Origin of the sequence: Streptomyces sp. NPDC005752 (assembly GCF_040630715.1) — a bacterium.
GTDB lineage: Bacteria > Actinomycetota > Actinomycetes > Streptomycetales > Streptomycetaceae > Streptomyces.
Genome location: NZ_JBEXYB010000026.1, coordinates 34098 through 51156, shown reverse-complemented (window position 1 = coordinate 51156; position 17059 = coordinate 34098). Strand labels below are relative to the sequence as shown.

Below are 17059 nucleotides of genomic sequence, written 5' to 3'. Positions count from 1 at the left end.
CTCCCCTACCTGGAGGTGATGTCGACGATCCGCCAGTGGCCGCCGCGCAGTTCAGCGGTCACGGACAGCTGCGCCGCCGCCGTGGTGGCGGTCTTCCCCTCGCGCTCGTAGACCTGGTCGAGGAAGACGAGGAGGTGCGCGCTGCTGCCGCTGAGCCGGGTGACCCCGGTCCGTACGGCCTGGCTGGTGAGCGTCAGTCTCTGGTCCGCGGCCTGCTTCTCGACCTGGCCGAACAGGGACGCGTACTGCTGGAGCGCCCGGCCCGCGAGCAGTTGCTTCGCCGACTCCTTGGTGGCGTCGGTGGACTGCGGGTTGTACGAGAAGACCTTGCCCAGCGCGCTGCTCACGTCGCCGGCGACCCGGGTGGTCGCGGCGGAGTCGGTCAGGGCGTGGTTGGAGGTGGCGGGTGTGTCGCGCAGTTGCCGGCCCTGGACGAACAGGGTGACGCCCACGCCCAGGAGGGCGACGGCCAGCAGTGCGGCGACGGGCCGGATCCACCGCCGACGGGCGGGGGTGGTCTCCGGGCCGGGCTCCGTTACGGGCTCGAGGTCCGCTCGGAACGTCGCTGTTCCCGTGCTCGCGTTCATGAGCCGCTCCCGACCGGTAGCGCGTCAAGTGCCTTGACCTTCCAGCCGTCCCCCGTCCGGGCGAGCGTCGCCTCGAAGCGCTTGCGCTCCGTGCCGCCCTTGCCGGTGCGCGGGGTGACCTCGACGTCGACGGTCGCGATGAGCGCCGCCGTGCCGGCCCGGTCGTCGAGCGCGGTGAGCGCCGCGTCGGTGACCTTGCCGCGTGCGGTGGCACCGGACTCGACGAGCTCGCCCTCGTCCTTCTTCCTGGTGCCCTCCAGCCGGTCGTGCAGCGGTCCGGTGGAGGCGTCGAGCCAGGCCGTGAGGCCGGCCTCGACGCTCGCGGCGTTCTTGCCGTCCATGCTGGTCAGCAGGGTGAGGTGCCGCTTGCCGTCGGCGAGTGCGGCGTCGCGGTTCTTCGCGTACGTCAGCGTCTCGTCACCCCGGGCCTGGGCGTACGACCAGGCCCCGAGCGCGCAGACCAGGACGGCGGCGAGCAGTGCGGCCCAGCCGAGCCCCGTTTTCGTGCGGTTGCTCATGAGCCGCCTCCGAGGCCGAGCAGTCCGGCCATCCCCCCGGACCGCGGCGCGGCGGTGCCTCCGGCGGTACCGGACGCGTCCGGCAGGAGGCCTGAGCCCGGTTTGAACGGCTGGGGTACGGGGCCGCCCTTCGGGGCGTTGGCGCTGCCGCGGACGTTGATGCCACTGCCGGGCGAGGAGGCACACCGGGCCTTGGTGTTGGCCGCGGGGGCCTTGGAGAGGTCGGTGCCGGGGCGGTAGGTGGTGGAGCCGTATCCGGCGGTGCAGGGCAGCGGTTCGAAGAAGGTGACCGACATCCCGAACCTGGCCCCGTCCCCGTCGATGGCACTGGCGCCGGCCGCGGCGACTGCCGGGACCTTCACCAGGAGTTCCTCCATTCCGCGCTGCCGGGTGACGGCGACCTCGGAGGTGGTGAGGAGGTTGGCGACGACCACGCCGAAGGCGGGGTCGAGGTCGCGCAGCAGCCCGCTGATCTGTTCGGTGGCGTCGGGTGCCGCGGCGATGAGCCGGCGCAGGTCGGTGTCGGATCCCTTGAGCTCGGCGGCGAGTTCCTCGGCGCCGGAGGCGAACCCCTTGAGCGCTTCGCCCTGTTCGGCCTGGGTGCGCAGCACGGTCCTGCCGTCGGCCATCAGCTTCGTGGTGGTCGGCAGGGCGTCGTCGGCGGCCTGGACGAATTCGCTGCTGGTGTCGAGCAGGACCTGGAGGTCGTCGCCGCGCCCGTTGAACGCCGTGCCGAATTCGTCGACGACCGTGCGAAGGGCTTCCGTGTCGACGGAGGCCGTCAGGTCGTTGACGCTGGTGAGGACGTCGGTGACGGGTGCGGGGATGGTGGTGTCGGCCTGGTCGATGACCGATCCGTTCTCCAGGAAGGGTCCGTCCGAGCGGGTGGGACGCAGGTCGATGTACTGCTCACCGACCGCGGAGAGGCTGGCGACGACGGCGTGCAGGCTGTCGGGGATGCGCGGCGCGTCGTTCTCGATGCGCAGTTCGGCCTCGACGCCGTCGTCGGTGAGCTCGATCAAGCCGACCCTGCCCACGGACACACCCCGGTAGCTGACGTTGGAGTGAGTGAACAGGCCTCCGGTCTGCGGGAGTTGGACCTTGACCGTGTAGTAGTCGCGCAGGCCGACGTAGTGGCCGAGGTCGGCGTAGCGCACGCCCAGGAAACCGAGGACGAGTACGGCGATGACGAGGAAGGCGATGTTCTTGAGCCGGATGGCGAGGGTGATCATCAGCGGGTTCCCTCCGTTCCCGGTGTGGTGACCGAGGGGAGCGGCAGAGGCAGTGCCGCCCCCGAATTCCTCTGGGCCCCCGATGACGTGGGCGGGGTGAGCGCGGGGATGATCCGGGTGCCGGGCACGGCCGTCAGGTCCAGGTAGACGTTGAGGTAGTCGCCCTTCACCCCGCGGAGCACCTCGTCGGTGAACGGGTAGGTGAGCAGCACCTGGAGGGAGTCCGGCAGGTCGTTGCCGGAGTCGGCCAGTGCGGTCAGCGTGGGTGCGATGGCCTTGAGGTCGGCGATCATGTCGGCCTTGCTCTTGTCGATCGTGTCGACGGCGACGGTGGAGAGCGTGTCGAGCGAGCGCAGCATGGTGAGGAGCGAGCCTCGCTGCTTCTCCAGGACCTTCATGCCGGGGCTGAGCCCGGTGAGGACCGTACCGACGTCCTGTTTGCGGGCGGCGAGGGTGGTGGAGAGCCGGTTGACGCCGTCGAGTGCCTGGGTGATGTCCTCCTTGTGGTCGTCCAGGTCGGTGACGAGCGTGTCGACCCGCTTCAGCATCGAGCGGATCTCGGGTTCCTGTCCTGCGAGTGCCTTGTTGAGTTCGGTGGTGATGGTCTTGAGCTGGGCGACCCCGCCTCCGTTCAGGAGCATCGACAGGGCGCCGAAGACCTCTTCGACCTCCGGGTTGCGGTTGGTGCGGGCGAGCGGGATCCGGTCGCCGTTCGCGAGGGCGCCGCGTGCGGTGCCGGTGCTCGGGGGCGAGAGCTGGACGAACTTCTCGCCGAGGAGACTGGACTGTTCGAGGTGGGCGTAGGCGTTGGCGGGCATCTTGATCTTCCCGTTGACCCGCATGGTGACCTTGGCGGTCCAGCCGCCCGGGGTGAGGGAGATCTTGGTGACCCGGCCCACGGCCACGTCGTTGACCTTGACGGAGGACTGCGGTGCGAGGCTGAGGACGTCCCCGAACTCCGCGGTGATCTCGTACGGGTGGTCGCCGAGGTCGGCGCCTCCGGGCAGCGGCACCTGATCGATGCCCGAGAACGACGGCAGGCCCACGGTCGTGGCGACGAGTACGAGGCCGACGCCGGCGGCGACCAGGGCGCCGAGGCCCGTGACCGCCCGGTTGCCGGGTCTGCGCAGGGCGGGGCTCATGGGGTCACCTCCTTCTTCTCGTTCGTCCCGGTCTTCTTCGCCCCGGCCCTCTCCGGGGTGCCGTAGACGGTGCCGACGGCGGGCAGCGGCAGTGCGGGCAGTGCCTTCTGCCGTGCGCTGTCCGCGGGCCGCAACCCGGCGATGCCGGCGGCTGCGGCTTCCGGTTCGGTGAGCGGTCCGCCCATCGACAGCTCGTTGAGGTTGGTGCGCCCGTTGAGTGTCCGGTTGGCGGGGTCGTAGGCGTTCAGGACGTTGCCCGCCGCGAGGGGCAGCGTGTCGAGGGATTCGGCGAGCGAGGCGCGCTGGTCGACCAGGGTCTGAGTGAGCGGCACCAGGAGGTCCACGTTCTCCTTGAGGGCGCCGCGGTTGGTCTTGATGAAGGTCTTGACCTGGCCGAGTGCCTTGCCGAGCTCTTTCAGGGCCGCGCTGAGGTTCTTCTTGTCGTCGGCGAGGAAGCCCGTGACGGAGTTCAGTTGCTGCTCGGCGGCCCGCACCTCGCCGTCGTTGTCCTTCAGCATCGTGGTGAAGGTCTGCAGGTAGGACAGCGTGTCGAAGAGGTTGCCGCTGCTCTTGTCCAGCGTCTTCGTCGCCTTGCCGAACTGTTCGATGGAGTCTCCGATGGCCTTGCCGTTGCCGTCGAGGTTCTTCGCGCCGGTATCGAGGAGCGCTGCGAGCGCCCCGTCCTTGTTGGCACCCTCCGGGCCGAGCGCCGTGGAGAGCTCGGTGATCGACTCGTACAGCTGGTCGACCTCGATGGGGGTGGCGTTGTCCGCGGCAGGGAGTACGGCGTCGTCCTCGAGCCGCGCTCCCCCGGTGTAGGCCGGCGCGAGCTGCACGTACCGGTCGGCGACGAGGCTGGGGGCCACGACGACGGCGTGCGCCTCCTCGGGGACCTTGACGTCCTTGTCGAGCCGCAGGACGACCCTGACCTCCTCGCCCTGTGGCTCGACGGACTCGACGGTGCCGACCTTCACACCGAGGATCCGCAGATCGGATCCGGCGTAGACGCCCGTGGTCTGGTCGAAGTAGGCGGTGACGGTGGTCGTCCCCTGGTCGTCCAGCGCCATGACGCCCGAGGTGGCGGCGACCGCCACGACGGCGAGCCCGGCACCGATCCCGATGATGCGTGTGCGTCTCACGTCAGCGCCCTCCCTGCTTCGGTGGCATGCAGTCGCCGTTGGCGGGGGGCGTGCCCTCGGGCAGGTAGCTCTTCGGGACGACGCCGCAGACGTAGTTGTCGAACCAGCGCCCGTTGCCGAGGGTGTTGCCGATGAGACGGTTGTAGGAGCCCGCCATGGAGAGCACCTTGTCGAGGCTCTTGCGGTTCTTCACCAGGACCGTGGTGACCCGTCCGAGCGAGTCCAGGGTCGGCTTCAGCTGCTTGTTGTTGTCCGCGACGAGCCCGGTGAGCTGTGTCCCGAGGTTCCGGGTCCCGGTGAGCAGCAGGTGGATGGAGTCGCGGCGGGCCTGGATCTCGCCCAGGAGCAGATTGCCGTCCTCGAGGAGGGTCTCGAAGCTGCTCTTCTTGTTCGCGAGCGTCTTGGTGAGCTGTTTGCTGCCCTTGAGGAGTGTGGCGAGCTGGGCGTCCCGCTCGGACACCGTCCTCGACAGCGCGGACAGCCCGTCGGCGGCGCTGCGCACGTCGGGCGGAGAGTCCTTGAAGGTGTCGGAGATCGTCTCGAAGCTCTTGGCGAGCTGGTCGGTGTCGATCTCGTCGATCGTCTCGCCGAGTCCGTTGAACGCCTGGGTGACGTCGTACGGGGAGGTGGTGCGGCTCGTGGTGATGCGCGAGCCCGGGTCCTGCTCGGTGGTGCCGAGCGGATCGACCGCGAGGTACTTGTCGCCCAGGAGGGTCTTGATGGCGATGCCCACGGTGGAGGAGTCGCCGATCCAGGCGTTCTCGACGTTGAAGTCCACCTTCACCTTGGCGCCGTCGAGCGTGACTCCGGTGACCTCGCCGACCTTGACTCCGGCGATCCGTACCTCGTCGCCCTCGTCGAGGCCGGCGGATTCGGTGAAGTCGGCGCTGTAGGTGGTGCCGCCGCCGATGAAGGGCAGTGCGTCGGAGCGGTAGGCGGCGAGGCCGAGGAGGGTCAGGACGAGGAGTCCGACGATGCCGACGGCGACGGGGTTGCGTTCCCGTGCGGGCGTGATTCTCATGCCTGGCACCTCGGTTGGCCGATCGTGATGCCGGTGGGCGGCGGGCTGCCGTCCTCCGTCGTCACTCCGCCGACCCTGGCTTCACAGAGGTAGAGGTTGAGCCACGACCCGTACGAGGTGAGGCGGGTGATCGCCTCCATCTTCGCGGGGGTCTTCCGAAGGAAGCTCTCGATCTCGGGGGCGTTCTTGTCCAGCTGGCCGGTGAGCCGTCCGAGCTGGGCGATGTCGTCCTTCAGCGGCTTGCGTCCGTCCTCGATGAGGTCCGCGGTGACGGTGGTGAGCGCGCCCATCGCCGCGACGGCCTCACCGAGCGGTTCACGGTCGCCGGAGAAGCCCGTGACGAGCTTCTGCAGGGTCACGACGAGGTCGTTGAAGCCCGCCTCGCGGTCGTTGACCGTCTTCAGCACCGTGTTGAGGTTCTTGATCACCTCGCCGATCACCTTGTCCTTGGCCGCGACGGTGCCGGTCAGCGATCCGACGTGGGAGAGAATGCTGTCGACGGTGCCGCCCTCGCCCTGGAGCACCTGGACGATCGAGCCGGCGAGCTGGTTGACGTCCGGCGGCGACAGCCCCTCGAAGAGCGGCTGGAAGCCGTTGAAGAGCTGGGTGAGGTCCAGCGCGGGCGTCGTGCGCGAGAGCGGGATGGTCGATCCCGACCTGAAGCTCTCGCCGACGGGCCCGGCGCCCTGGTCGAGGTCGACGTAGCGCTGGCCGACCATGTTGAGGTACTTGATGGACGCGGTCACCGAGGCGGGCAGCTCGCGGCCCTTGCGGACGGCGAAGCCGACTTCGGCCTCCCGCCTGTCGGCGACCTCGACGGACTCGACCTGGCCGACCTTGACGCCGGCGATGCGGACGCTGTCACCGACGACGAGACCGGTCGCGTCCGTGAACCGTGCCTTGTACGAAGTGGTCTCACCCACACTCGTGTTCGCGATGGACAGGCCCAGCACGGTGGTGGCCAGGGCCGTCACCACGACGAAGACGATCGATTTGACGAGGGGTCCCGCCAGCGAGCGGCGCTTCACTTGAGCTTCACCTCCGCACCGCGGAAGGCCGGACCGATGAGCACGCTGCTCCAGTCGGGCAGGGACTGCGGCTGGACTTTCAGGGAGGGGGCGACCAGCTCGTTGACGAGCCGGCTCTCCTCCGGCGAGTTGGGTATGCCGAGGGCCGTGTCGGCGATCTCGGCGGTGTCGGTCTCCCGGACGTCCGCCGCGGGGCTGCTCCCCGTGGAGGAGGCGGTCCGGGCGTCGGCGGTCGGCACGGACCTGCCGGTGTAGGGCACCGAGTAGCAGTGCGGTCCGCCGGTCGCACCGTAGGAGGGGGTGTCCCGGCCGGCCACGTACTTGCCCTTGGACTCCACGGCTTTGACGGTGACGTGGAGGCCCGGCTTGTCCGTGCCCTTGCCGAGCGCCTTGTCCATGGCGGGGACGAAGCCCGCCATGGTGCGCAGGGTGCAGGGGAAGGCGTCCGAGTACTCCGCGAGCAGTTCCAGCGTCGGCCGGCCCGAGGCGGAGAGGTGGATGAGGTTGTCCTTGTTCTTGCGCAGGAAGGAGGTGACGTCCTGGGCCGAGGCGGTGGTGGAGCCGTACAGGTCGGCGAGTTCCGCCTGCTGTTCGGCGATGGTGCCGCTGGTGGTGGTGAAGTCGGTGAGCGCGTCCAGGACGTCCGGCGCGGCGTCCGCGTAGAGGTGGCTGACCTTGACGAGTTCCTTGATGTCCTCGTTGAGCGTGGGGAGTTGCGGGTTGAACTCCTTGAGGTGGGCGTCGAGGGCGACCAGCGTGTCGCCGAGCTTGCCGCCGCGCCCTTCGAGCGCCTGGGAGACGGCGTTGAGGGTGGCGGCGAGCTTCTCGGGCTTGACGGCGGTCAGCATCGGCAGGACGTTGTCGAGGACCTCCTCCAGCTCGATGGCGTTGGAGGAGCGGTCCTGCGGGATCACCGCACCGGCCCGGAGGGCCTGCGTGGACGGGATCGCCGGGGGTACCAGGGCGACGAACCGCTCACCGAAGAGGGTGGTAGGCAGCATCTGGGCGGTGACGTCGGCGGGGATCTCCCCGAGCTTGTCGGGCTGGATGGCGAGGGTCAGACGCGCCCCGTCCCCGGCCGCCCGGATGTCGCGCACCTCGCCGATCACGACGCCGCGCAGCTTGACCTCGGCGTTGTCGTGCATCTCGTTGCCGACGCTTCCGGTGTGCACCGTCACGGTGGCGTCGTCCCTGAAGTCCTTCTCGTACACGGAGACCGACAGCCATACGAGCACGGCGGGAACGAGCACGAAGGCCACCCCCGCGGCTCTGCGGCGCGCTGTCTGCGCCGTGGTGGTATGCATCAGCCGGCCACCTTCACCGTTGTCGTAGCGCCCCAGATGGCGAGCGACAGGAAGAAGTCGGTGACGCTGATCAGCACGATGGCGTTGCGCACCGACCGGCCCACGGCCACACCCACACCGGCGGGACCGCCCGTGGTGTGGAAGCCGTAGTAGCAGTGGGCGAGGATCACCAGCACGCTGAAGATCAGCACCTTGAGCACCGACAGCAGCACGTCGTCCGGGGAGAGGAAGAGATTGAAGTAGTGGTCGTAGGTGCCCGCGGACTGCCCGTTGAACAGGACGGTGATGTAGCGGGACGCCAGGTAGGAGGAGAGCAGCCCGATGGCGTACAGCGGGATGATGGCGACGACGCCCGCGATGATGCGCGTGGTGACCAGGTAGGGCATGGACCGTATCCCCATGGCCTCGAGGGCGTCGACCTCCTCGTTGATCCGCATCGCGCCGAGCTGGGCGGTGAAGCCCGCTCCGACGGTGGCGGAGAGCGCGAGGCCGGCGACGAGCGGGGCGATCTCGCGCGTGTTGAAGTAGGCGGAGATGAAGCCGGTGAAGGCGGAGGTGCCGATCTGGTCAAGGGCGGCGTACCCCTGGAGGCCCACGACCGAACCGGTGGCCAGGGTCATCGCGATCATCACCCCGATGGTTCCGCCGATGACACCGAGGCCGCCGCTTCCGAAGGCCACCTCGGCGAGCAGCCGCTGCACCTCCTTGAGGTAGCGGCGCAGGGTGCGCGGGATCCAGAACAGGGCGCGTACGTAGAAGGTGAGCTGCTCACCCGAGCGGTCGAGCCAGCCGAGCATGGACATCGCTCAGCCCCCCTTCGGGGGGACGATCTGGAGGTAGATCGCCGTGATGACCATGTTGACGGCGAACAGGAGCATGAAGGTGATGACGACGGACTGGTTGACCGCGTCACCCACACCCTTCGGGCCGCCGCGCGGGTTGAGTCCCCGGTAGGCGGCGACGATGCCGGCGATGAACCCGAAGATGAGCGCCTTGAGTTCGCCGACGTACAGGTCGGGGAGCTGGGCGAGGGCGGAGAAGCTGGCGAGGTAGGCGCCCGGGGTCCCGCCCTGCATGATGACGTTGAAGAAGTAGCCGCCGAGCGTGCCGACGACGGAGACGAGGCCGTTGAGCAGTACGGCGACGAGCATGGTGGCCAGGACGCGCGGGACGACGAGGCGCTGGACGGGCGAGACGCCCATGACCTCCATGGCGTCGAGCTCCTCGCGGATCTTCCGCGAGCCGAGGTCGGCGCAGATGGCGGACCCTGCGGCTCCGGCGATCAGCAGCGCCACGATGAGTGGGCTGGCCTGCTGGATGACCGCGAGGACGCTGGCGCCTCCGGTGAAGGACTGTGCGCCGAGCTGCTCGGTGAGCGAGCCGACCTGGAGGGCGATGACCGCACCGAACGGGATGGAGACGAGGGCGGCGGGCAGGATGGTCACGCTCGCGACGAACCAGAACTGCTCGATGAACTCCCGTAACTGGAAGGGCCGGCGGAAGACGGCCCGGATGACCGCCAGGGCGAGCGCGAAGAGCCGGCCGGTCTGGCGCAGCGGGGCGAGGAGCCGCGAGGGCGGCCTCTGCCGCGGTGCTTGTGCCCGCGCCTGCTCGGCAGCCGGCTCGGGTGGGCGTACGGGCAGCGGTGCCGTCATCGTCGCCCACCGTCCAAGGTCGGCGTGTAGCTGTTCAAGATCGCGGTACGGGCCGCCTCCGGCAGCTGGCCCATCATGGAGATGACCCGTTCCCGGCGGCGCAGGGCCGCCTGCCGTACGGGCATTCCCGGGGAGGGCTCCAGCTGCGGCACGACGGTGCGCGGGGCGGGGCCCCGGGCGCCGCCGTTCGTCTGTTCCGCGGCGAGGGTGGCGGCGTCCTTCTCCTCGGACATGCCGATGGGGCCTTCCCTGCGTCCGGCGAGGAACTGCGACACAACGGGCAGGTCGCTGGTGAGCAGCACCTCACGCGGGCCGAAGGTGACGAGGTTGCGGCAGAAGAGCATGCCCATGTTGTCGGGGACGGTGGCCGCGATGTCGAGGTTGTGGGTGACGATGAGCATCGTGGCGTCGATCTGCGCGTTGAGATCGATGAGGAGCTGCGAGAGGTAGGCGGTGCGGACCGGGTCGAGTCCTGAGTCCGGCTCGTCGCAGAGGATGATCTGCGGGTCCAGGACGAGGGCGCGGGCGAGGCCGGCCCGCTTGCGCATACCGCCGGATATCTCGCCGGGCAGTTTCGTCTCCGCGCCGAGCAGTCCGACGATGTCGATGCGTTCCATGACGATGCGGCGGATCTCGGATTCCTTCTTGCCTGTGTGTTCACGCAAGGGGAAGGCGATGTTGTCGAAAAGCGACATGGAGCCGAAGAGGGCACCGTCCTGGAACATGAGACCGAAGAGCTTCCGGGTCTCCATGATGTCCTTCTCGGGACTGTTCACCATGTCGACGCCGTTGATGAGGACGCGGCCGTGCTCCGGCTTCAGAAGTCCGATGACGGACTTCAGGAAGACGGTCTTTCCGGTACCGGAAGGACCGAGCATCACGCTCACCTCACCGGCCGGCAGCGTCAGGCTGATGTCCTGCCAGACGTTCTGTTTGCCGAAGGATTTCGTCAGGCCCTCGACTACGACTTCGATTCCCATCGGCCCTCCTTCGAAGTGGTGGTGAACGATGTCATCTCTCAGCGCTCCGGCTCCGGCGAATCCAACGATGGCTCGTCACACATGCACCCGGAGGCGCACGTTATGTCCGTCGAATCCGCCAGGACAAGCCGTTGAGCAGCGGAATCGTCGGACATCGATCTCTTTGTGGATCACTTGTCACTGATTGACAAACTCGCCGGTCGGCGTTGTCGTCATCTGAGCAAGTGCTCCTGGTGCACCGGGTTCCCGCGGCCCGGGGAGGTCGGCACCACGAAACCCCGGTGGCCGGGAGAACTCCGCCGGCGGAAGGGCTCGGACCGGCGAATCTCCCCCGGGGGAATCCGGGCCGAAGGGGGTGCGACCAGGACTCCACGTGCGTCGAAAGAGCAGGTACGGATACGCTTCCCGAGCCGCCCAGATGGGACGCTACGGGCCAGTAACCTAAGTCCGCAATAGTGATTCACCAACTTTCTCCGCGGTGGTCGCGTGGCATCCTTTTCTTGTTTCGAGATGAGTGATCGGCGCGCGAAACCTATCGAAAAGTGAGGACTCGGGAACGGGGCGTGTGGCTTCACGACACCGCTTCGGACACGCTCCGGGCACGCAGAAGCCCGCCCCGACCAGCGTTCATTCGGTCGGGGCGGGCTCATGGGCCGTCAGGGGCGGGCGGCGCAGGAAGTGACAAGAAATCCCGAGGCGCCGCCCGTGCGGCGCCTTACTGCTACTTCACCGCGGAGTGCCAGTTCTCGGCGAGCTCCTTGCCGGCGTCGGGCACCGACAGACCCGGGGCCGTGAGACCTACCGTGGAGGTCTTGGCGTCGTTCAGGACGAGGTTGCTGGTCCCTGCCGCCGCGGGCAGTCCGACCTTGAGGTCGATCGCCCAGCTGAGGATGCCGGCGAGACCGCAGCCGCCGGCCTTCGGCACGGAGAACCGGTTGTCGCCCTGGCCTGCGCCGGACAGCCCGAACTGGATCAGCGAGCCCTCGTCGTTCGCGGTGCCGTCACCGTTGAACCGGGAGACGGCCAGCGACGGCATGCTCAGGTTGCCGGGGTGCAGGACCACGGGGTTGCTGTTGCTGCCTATGTAGCACTTGGTACCGAGCAGCGGGTTGTCCAGCCGGATCTTGATGGGCAGTGTGACGATCGGTCCGGAGGACAGGCCCGCGACCAGGCTGAAGTCGGTCGGCGCTCCGGCCGATTCGACGGTGGCGGTCACCTTGTTGAGGGTTCCGTTGGTGATCTGGTCGCACACGGCGGAGACGACCGGCACCTTGCTCGGGCACATGAGGCCCAGCAGGCCGCCGGGGATCGTGGTCTTGCCGCTGATGATGGACCCCTCCGGCGGCGGCACGACCGTGTAGGTCCCCTCGGCCGGGTGCTGGAGGACGCCGAACTGCAGGTTCGTCGAGCCGGTCGTCGCCTCGGTGTTGCCCAGTTTGATCGACCCGTTGGGCGAGGAGGACGTCACACACAGCGGGACGTCGGTGTCACCGTCCGCCGCGAGCATGGCGGGGGCGTCCACCGGGCAGCGGTCGAACGGGGCCCAGCCGCCGTTGAGCTGGGTCGCGCCGGTGGTGGCCGCACCGGCCGGCGACGCGGTCAGAGGCATGACCAGCGCGGCGGACGCGGCGACGGCACCGGCGGCCTTGATCCAGGTCTTCGAGGCAGATCTCATTGTTCCCTCAATTCGGTTGAAGGCTCGGGGGCATTGCTGTTTCGGTGTGACGGTCGGTGCGACTGCGGGGGTCAGCGGGTGGCCTTGGGTATGTCGGTCGGCTCGTACGCGGCCGTGCAGTTGGTGCCGTTCACGGGGATGCAGGGGGCTCCCTGGACCTGCTTGACATAGTTGGTCACCCCGGACAATGACGCGGTGAAGAGGTCGTCGAGGTCCTCGTCCACGCCGCATCCGCTGAAGGGCGGGATCGTCACCGACCCCGTCAGCGGGCCGCCGGTGACCAACATGTAGCCGGGGTCCTCCCTGCCGTACCACCCGAGGCCGACGAGACTCAGAGTGAACGACCGGCTCGTACGGCAGGCATCGCCCACGTCCAGGGGGACACCGTTGACCTCGACGTCGTACAGCCTCAGCATGAATTCCAGCTTGATGTCCGTACGGTTCTCGCTGATCCCGTTGAAGATGTGCAGATCCGAGTGGATGTTCGGAATCCGCGTCCCGTCGGCCGCAGTGCCTGTGGGAATCTGCGTCATCTCCAGTTTCGCGGTGGTCGGCACGAACCCGAAGGTAAGGAATGTTCCCGACGTGGGCGGAAGCTGCGGCTTCCCGTTGTATTCAAGATCCGCGGTGGAATCCTGATACACGTGAAGAGATCCGTCTTCACCGGGAACGAGCTCGCTCGGTCCTTGCTTGATCTTCGTGCAGGCCGCCGGGAACCGGGTCGCTCCCTTCAGCTTCTCCGCGTTCGCATACCCGGTGACATAGGCGACCAAGGCGAAATCATCACTCGGGTCGCCGGCGCAGGGAGGAGCATCGGTCCCGGCGGATTCCTCCGTCTCCGCTCCGATCTCGGGCACGTCTGCCGCGTCGGCCGAGTCGTCCTCCTCACCGGGCCAGGCCTCGGACGGTGCGGGCTCCGGCACACCCTCCTCGTCGGCAACGTCCACCGCCGCCAGCACCGTCTCCTGCTCCCCGTCCAAGGCACAGCTCAGGGAGACGCCCGGCGGTTCGGCCGGGGTCCCGTCGGCCTTCTCCAGCTCGAGGTCCACGTCGAGTGCGCCTGCTTCGAAGGTGAGGCTCCCCGAGGTCCCGGGTGTCACGTACGGAACACTTCCCGACGTGCTCAGCGTCAGTTCCCCTTCCCCCGGGACCGGCGAGGGCACGGCGGTCGTTCCGAGCCACTCGGCCCGGGCCTGCCGGCCGCCCTGGGAAACGTCGACGGAGAGCCTCGTCCCGGCACCGGCGGTCGCCGCGGCGGAGTCGGCCGGGCCGGCAAGCGCGCCCTCGGGCAGGGTGACGTCCAAGGCCACGTCCTCGGGCTGGATCGCCTGCCCGGCTTGCGCCGACTCGGGGATCTTCGCGGTGACCTGGACCTTCACCGGCTTCTTGCCGGTGGGGAATTCGCATGCGTAGACCAGCTCCGCATCGATCTCCTGAACACCGGATGCGGCCTGTGCCCCGGGGATCATTCCCCCCAGCAGCACAGCGGTGGCTACCGCGGCACCACGTGCCGTGCGCCGCCGTGTTCCCGTCATACGACTGCCTCTCACCGACGATGTCCCCTTTCGACACACATCACGTGGCGGGCGGACTCACCACGGGTTCCCGCTCACTCAGGACTGGGGCCCGGCTCCGGTACGGGAACACCGCTGCCGGCAGCCGCCTCCGACGCCGCTTCCGGCGGATGGGGCACGGGACCGCACGGCGGGCTCACCCGCCGTGCGGTCCGTCGTTCATCCGTTACCGGTGCAGGGCCGGATCAGGGGGTGTACACGATGGTCGGCTTGGTGGTCGTACCACTCTTGACCACGTTGTACGTGGCGGTGTAGAGCGGGTTCTGACCCACGGCCGCGATGCCGGCGCAGCCCGCGGAAGCGGTCGCGACGGTCAACTTGTAGGTGGACGCCGCGGTGCTGGCGGCCTTCAGCTGGCCGGTGCTGTTGTTGTAGGTGGCGGGAACGTTACCCGTCACCGTGAAGGTGCAGGTGAGAACCGACAGCGTGGCCTTCACGCCGGAGATGTACCCGGTGGTGACGCCGGAGGCGTAGGTGTTCGCCACGATGCCCCACGGCGTGGTGGTGTTGGCAGTCGGCGTCACCGGGCCGAACGGGCTGGTGCACCCGCTCCAGGTGAGCGGGGCGATGGTGCCGACCGTCACGCCCGTGGTGCCGGAAGCGGTCTTCAGAGCGGCCGTGGCCGCCGATGTCGTACACGTCAGCGGGATGCCGTTGAGGCTGAGCGTGACGGTGCCGGTGGACGCGGCCGAGGCCGTCAGCGGCGAGCTGGGGCCGACGGTCCAGGTGGGAGCGGCGACGCCGGCGGTGGCGGTGGTCGCTCCGAGGGTGACGGCGGCGGCGGCAGCACCGGCTGCCACTGCGATCTTCTTGAAGGAGTTGCGCACAGTGATTTCCTCCGATTCGACAGTGCGGGCGCACTGTTGCGGGGACAGCACCCGGGTTCCTGTAAAGGCGCAGGGAGTGCCGCGGTGAATCGCCTTACGTGGGGGCCGTGCTGCTCTTTCAGCCACAAAGGCTCTGTGACAGGGCGTGACGTTACTGGCGGGAAACTTGGAGCACAATCCTGTCGGTCAAGATTGGTTCGGCAAGTTTTTTTCCTCGTCACCAGGTCACTAATCCACGCCCCCCACTTGTCACTTGGTGCGCAATATTCCGCGGAAACAGCACGGGGCAACCGGGGGCCGACTCGCCGATCCGCTCACTCCCCCGTACACGGCAGGGGTCAGGCCGTGCCGACCGGGGACACGACTGCCACACCAAGGCGGCCCGGTGGTGCGACCGCCGGACCACCACGTCGGCTCCGTCGACGCAGCTCACGGCCGAAAACATTGTCCGGAAGTGAGCATTTACCGCCCCACCTGCACTGGAGGACCACAACTGGGCCACGTTGTGTGCCCCTTGCACTTCGATCTTGTCCAGACCATGGGCACTCCGCCCGACTTGGTCTATCTTCGGCGCCGATGTTGGTATACACCTGTCGGTCCGTGGGAGCGCTCTCCCCCACACGCCTCACCCCACACCGGGCCCAGGAAAGCAAGGGGACGGTCATGCCAAGACTTATCCAGCCGCTGGACACCGGAGACCCGCTGGGGCCCCTCCCCCAGGAGTTCGCCGCGATCATGCGACCCGAACTCCCGAGTCTGATCAAAGAGATAGGCATGGAAGTGACCCGGGCCTATCCGGAATACGCGCGCCTGCTGAACGGGCCCAACGGGACGTCCATCCGCATGGGCGTCGAACAGAGCCTTTCCTCTTTCGTCGACCTGGTCGCCGAACCCTCTTCCCCCACGGTCCTGCGTGACGACATGTGCCGGAGATTCGGCCGGTTCGAGGCGTACGAGGGCCGCACCATGGACGCACTGCAGGGCGCGTACCGGCTGGGCGCGCGGGTCGCGCTGCGGCGGGCGAAGAAGGTGGGCCGGAGCTACAACTTCTCGCCCGCACTGATGCTCAGCTTCGCCGACGCGCTCTTCGAGTACGTGGACGAGCTCGAGTCGCTGTCACGCGAGGGCTTCATGGAAGTGCAGGCACAGTCGGACCGGCAGAGCGAGACGGTACGCCGCCGCCTGCTGCATCTGATCCTCGCGGGACGGCCGGTACCCCGCAGTGCCATCGCCGAGCTGTGCGAGCAGACGGGATGGGCGCTGCCCGAGGAGGTCACGCTCGTCGCCGTGCGCGCCCCGGGCGGCCTCGACCGGTTGAGCGCGGACCACGACGTCCTGATCGATCCCGGCGACCCGCAGCCACACCTGCTGATCCCCGGGCCGGTGAACGACGCGCGGAGGGAGATGCTCGACCGGACCGTGCCCGGTGGCGGAGCGGCGATCGGGCTGACCGTGCCGACCATGCTCGCCGCCGACTCGATCCGCTGGGCCCGCCGCGTTCTCGAACTGGTGGACGCCGGGGTCATCGACGACGCACCGTTCATCCTCTGCGAGGACCACCTCACCACCCTGTGGCTCCTCTCCGATCCCGCCCTGCTCGACCAGCTCGCCGCGCGTGAACTCGCCCCCGTCTCCGGCATCAGCACCACGCGCCGGGAGCGGTTGATCGAGACGCTGCGGATCTGGCTCGACACCCGTGGCACCGCCGCGCAGATGGGCGAGCTCCTGGCCGTGCATCCCCAGACGGTCCGCTACCGGATGCGCGGCCTGGAGGCCATCTTCGGCGCGCAACTGACCGATCCCGAGAGCCGCTTCTCCACCGAAGCCGTGCTGCGGGCGCTGCAGTTACGGGCCCGAAGCGGACAGGCTTTCAACTGACGCGTCATCACACGCAGCTCATCGAGTCAACTTACTGCCAGGTAACGCGAAATAGACGGTCAGTCCCAAACGGTTGCGACACGGAGACGTTCTCAACGAGAAACCAGGAACTGCGTCCCGTTACATAAGGAGGAGCGATGGCCCACCGGCCTTCGCGGAGCACCACCTCCTGGCCAACCATCCGAGAGGGAACCCCCCATGACCGCCTCGCACCTCCTCGTCCCCGTGCCGATCCCCGACCGGGTCGCGGCCCTCATCGGCGCCTGCACCCCGTCACACATCCTGCAGGCGGAGTGGGACGCCGACTGCGCCGCCCGTGAGGTGCGCAGGTTCCGGGGACCGAGGCTCGGCATCGAGGACCAGGCCGACCGCGAGCAGGCCCTGTCGGAGCTCGCGTGGGCCAACAAGGTGCTGTCGGCACGTCACCCGCATCTCGCGGTACGTCCGGACGGCGGCGCATGGTGACGCTCCTTGCGCTGCGGCGGCGGCCGCCTTACCT

Annotated in this window: 16 protein-coding genes; 2 read left to right on the top strand and 14 right to left on the bottom strand. The window is 68.5% G+C overall.

The genetic code is table 11. The features are described from left to right. Nucleotides 1-5: 5 nt before the first annotated feature. The 14 genes from ABZ441_RS22285 to ABZ441_RS22220 all read right to left on the bottom strand — a co-directional run bounded on the left by ABZ441_RS22285 (nucleotide 6) and on the right by ABZ441_RS22220 (nucleotide 14682). Nucleotides 6-587: a hypothetical protein gene (locus ABZ441_RS22285; RefSeq protein WP_358976911.1), complete on the bottom strand. Its 582-nt coding sequence runs from the start codon at nucleotides 585-587 to the stop codon at nucleotides 6-8. Further along, nucleotides 584-1105, bottom strand: a complete 522-nt coding sequence (locus ABZ441_RS22280; RefSeq protein WP_358976908.1) for a hypothetical protein — start codon at nucleotides 1103-1105, stop codon at nucleotides 584-586. Before ABZ441_RS22280 ends, ABZ441_RS22285 begins: the two co-directional genes overlap by 4 nt. Continuing rightward, nucleotides 1102-2337 carry an MlaD family protein gene (locus ABZ441_RS22275; RefSeq protein WP_358976904.1) on the bottom strand — a complete coding sequence of 412 codons (1236 nt, stop codon included), beginning with the start codon at nucleotides 2335-2337 and terminating at the stop codon, nucleotides 1102-1104. The genes ABZ441_RS22280 and ABZ441_RS22275 overlap by 4 nt, the downstream gene beginning before the upstream one ends. Further along, complete coding sequence (locus tag ABZ441_RS22270) at nucleotides 2337-3479, bottom strand: MCE family protein (RefSeq protein WP_358976901.1); 1143 nt, start codon at nucleotides 3477-3479, stop codon at nucleotides 2337-2339. The genes ABZ441_RS22275 and ABZ441_RS22270 overlap by 1 nt, the downstream gene beginning before the upstream one ends. Continuing rightward, the gene (locus ABZ441_RS22265) at nucleotides 3476-4618 is read right to left on the bottom strand and encodes an MCE family protein (RefSeq protein ID WP_358976899.1); all 1143 of its coding nucleotides are present in this window, start codon (nucleotides 4616-4618) and stop codon (nucleotides 3476-3478) included. The genes ABZ441_RS22270 and ABZ441_RS22265 overlap by 4 nt, the downstream gene beginning before the upstream one ends. A gap of 1 nt (nucleotide 4619) precedes the next feature. Then, nucleotides 4620-5639: an MCE family protein gene (locus ABZ441_RS22260; RefSeq protein ID WP_358976897.1), complete on the bottom strand. Its 1020-nt coding sequence runs from the start codon at nucleotides 5637-5639 to the stop codon at nucleotides 4620-4622. After that, the gene (locus ABZ441_RS22255; RefSeq protein ID WP_358976895.1) at nucleotides 5636-6667 is read right to left on the bottom strand and encodes an MCE family protein; all 1032 of its coding nucleotides are present in this window, start codon (nucleotides 6665-6667) and stop codon (nucleotides 5636-5638) included. Before ABZ441_RS22255 ends, ABZ441_RS22260 begins: the two co-directional genes overlap by 4 nt. Continuing rightward, nucleotides 6664-7971, bottom strand: coding sequence for an MCE family protein (locus ABZ441_RS22250; RefSeq protein ID WP_358976892.1), 1308 nt, complete (start codon nucleotides 7969-7971; stop codon nucleotides 6664-6666). The genes ABZ441_RS22255 and ABZ441_RS22250 overlap by 4 nt, the downstream gene beginning before the upstream one ends. After that, nucleotides 7971-8774 (bottom strand): ABC transporter permease, encoded by an 804-nt coding sequence (locus ABZ441_RS22245; RefSeq protein ID WP_358976889.1) that lies wholly within the window; start codon nucleotides 8772-8774, stop codon nucleotides 7971-7973. Before ABZ441_RS22245 ends, ABZ441_RS22250 begins: the two co-directional genes overlap by 1 nt. Before the next feature lie 3 nt (nucleotides 8775-8777). Then, nucleotides 8778-9626, bottom strand: coding sequence for an ABC transporter permease (locus ABZ441_RS22240; RefSeq protein ID WP_358976886.1), 849 nt, complete (start codon nucleotides 9624-9626; stop codon nucleotides 8778-8780). After that, nucleotides 9623-10606, bottom strand: coding sequence for an ATP-binding cassette domain-containing protein (locus ABZ441_RS22235; RefSeq protein ID WP_358976883.1), 984 nt, complete (start codon nucleotides 10604-10606; stop codon nucleotides 9623-9625). The genes ABZ441_RS22240 and ABZ441_RS22235 overlap by 4 nt, the downstream gene beginning before the upstream one ends. A gap of 721 nt (nucleotides 10607-11327) precedes the next feature. Further along, complete coding sequence (locus ABZ441_RS22230) at nucleotides 11328-12281, bottom strand: hypothetical protein (RefSeq protein ID WP_358976880.1); 954 nt, start codon at nucleotides 12279-12281, stop codon at nucleotides 11328-11330. A gap of 71 nt (nucleotides 12282-12352) precedes the next feature. Beyond that, on the bottom strand, nucleotides 12353-13816 hold the full coding sequence (locus ABZ441_RS22225; RefSeq protein WP_358976877.1) for a DUF6801 domain-containing protein: 1464 nt from the start codon (nucleotides 13814-13816) through the stop codon (nucleotides 12353-12355). Between the two features lie 224 nt (nucleotides 13817-14040). Further along, nucleotides 14041-14682: a hypothetical protein gene (locus ABZ441_RS22220; protein WP_358976874.1), complete on the bottom strand. Its 642-nt coding sequence runs from the start codon at nucleotides 14680-14682 to the stop codon at nucleotides 14041-14043. A 663-nt stretch (nucleotides 14683-15345) separates the two neighbouring features. On the opposite strand from ABZ441_RS22220, the gene ABZ441_RS22215 reads away from it, so the two are divergent. Both ABZ441_RS22215 and ABZ441_RS22210 read left to right on the top strand, forming a co-directional pair. After that, complete coding sequence (locus tag ABZ441_RS22215; protein WP_358976871.1) at nucleotides 15346-16560, top strand: helix-turn-helix domain-containing protein; 1215 nt, start codon at nucleotides 15346-15348, stop codon at nucleotides 16558-16560. A gap of 198 nt (nucleotides 16561-16758) precedes the next feature. Beyond that, nucleotides 16759-17025 carry a hypothetical protein gene (locus ABZ441_RS22210; protein WP_358976868.1) on the top strand — a complete coding sequence of 89 codons (267 nt, stop codon included), beginning with the start codon at nucleotides 16759-16761 and terminating at the stop codon, nucleotides 17023-17025. Nucleotides 17026-17059: the final 34 nt, after the last annotated feature.

What these genes read in the sequence shown, in the direction of transcription:
- ABZ441_RS22285 (WP_358976911.1), bottom strand. Translation starts at nt 587, where the DNA reads ATGAACGCGAGCACGGGAACAGCGACGTTCCGAGCGGACCTCGAGCCC.
- ABZ441_RS22280 (WP_358976908.1), bottom strand. Translation starts at nt 1,105, where the DNA reads ATGAGCAACCGCACGAAAACGGGGCTCGGCTGGGCCGCACTGCTCGCC.
- ABZ441_RS22275 (WP_358976904.1), bottom strand. Translation starts at nt 2,337, where the DNA reads ATGATCACCCTCGCCATCCGGCTCAAGAACATCGCCTTCCTCGTCATC.
- ABZ441_RS22270 (WP_358976901.1), bottom strand. Translation starts at nt 3,479, where the DNA reads ATGAGCCCCGCCCTGCGCAGACCCGGCAACCGGGCGGTCACGGGCCTC.
- ABZ441_RS22260 (WP_358976897.1), bottom strand. Translation starts at nt 5,639, where the DNA reads ATGAGAATCACGCCCGCACGGGAACGCAACCCCGTCGCCGTCGGCATC.
- ABZ441_RS22250 (WP_358976892.1), bottom strand. Translation starts at nt 7,971, where the DNA reads ATGCATACCACCACGGCGCAGACAGCGCGCCGCAGAGCCGCGGGGGTG.
- ABZ441_RS22245 (WP_358976889.1), bottom strand. Translation starts at nt 8,774, where the DNA reads ATGTCCATGCTCGGCTGGCTCGACCGCTCGGGTGAGCAGCTCACCTTC.
- ABZ441_RS22240 (WP_358976886.1), bottom strand. Translation starts at nt 9,626, where the DNA reads ATGACGGCACCGCTGCCCGTACGCCCACCCGAGCCGGCTGCCGAGCAG.
- ABZ441_RS22235 (WP_358976883.1), bottom strand. Translation starts at nt 10,606, where the DNA reads ATGGGAATCGAAGTCGTAGTCGAGGGCCTGACGAAATCCTTCGGCAAA.
- ABZ441_RS22230 (WP_358976880.1), bottom strand. Translation starts at nt 12,281, where the DNA reads ATGAGATCTGCCTCGAAGACCTGGATCAAGGCCGCCGGTGCCGTCGCC.
- ABZ441_RS22225 (WP_358976877.1), bottom strand. Translation starts at nt 13,816, where the DNA reads ATGACGGGAACACGGCGGCGCACGGCACGTGGTGCCGCGGTAGCCACC.
- ABZ441_RS22215 (WP_358976871.1), top strand. Translation starts at nt 15,346, where the DNA reads ATGCCAAGACTTATCCAGCCGCTGGACACCGGAGACCCGCTGGGGCCC.
- ABZ441_RS22210 (WP_358976868.1), top strand. Translation starts at nt 16,759, where the DNA reads ATGACCGCCTCGCACCTCCTCGTCCCCGTGCCGATCCCCGACCGGGTC.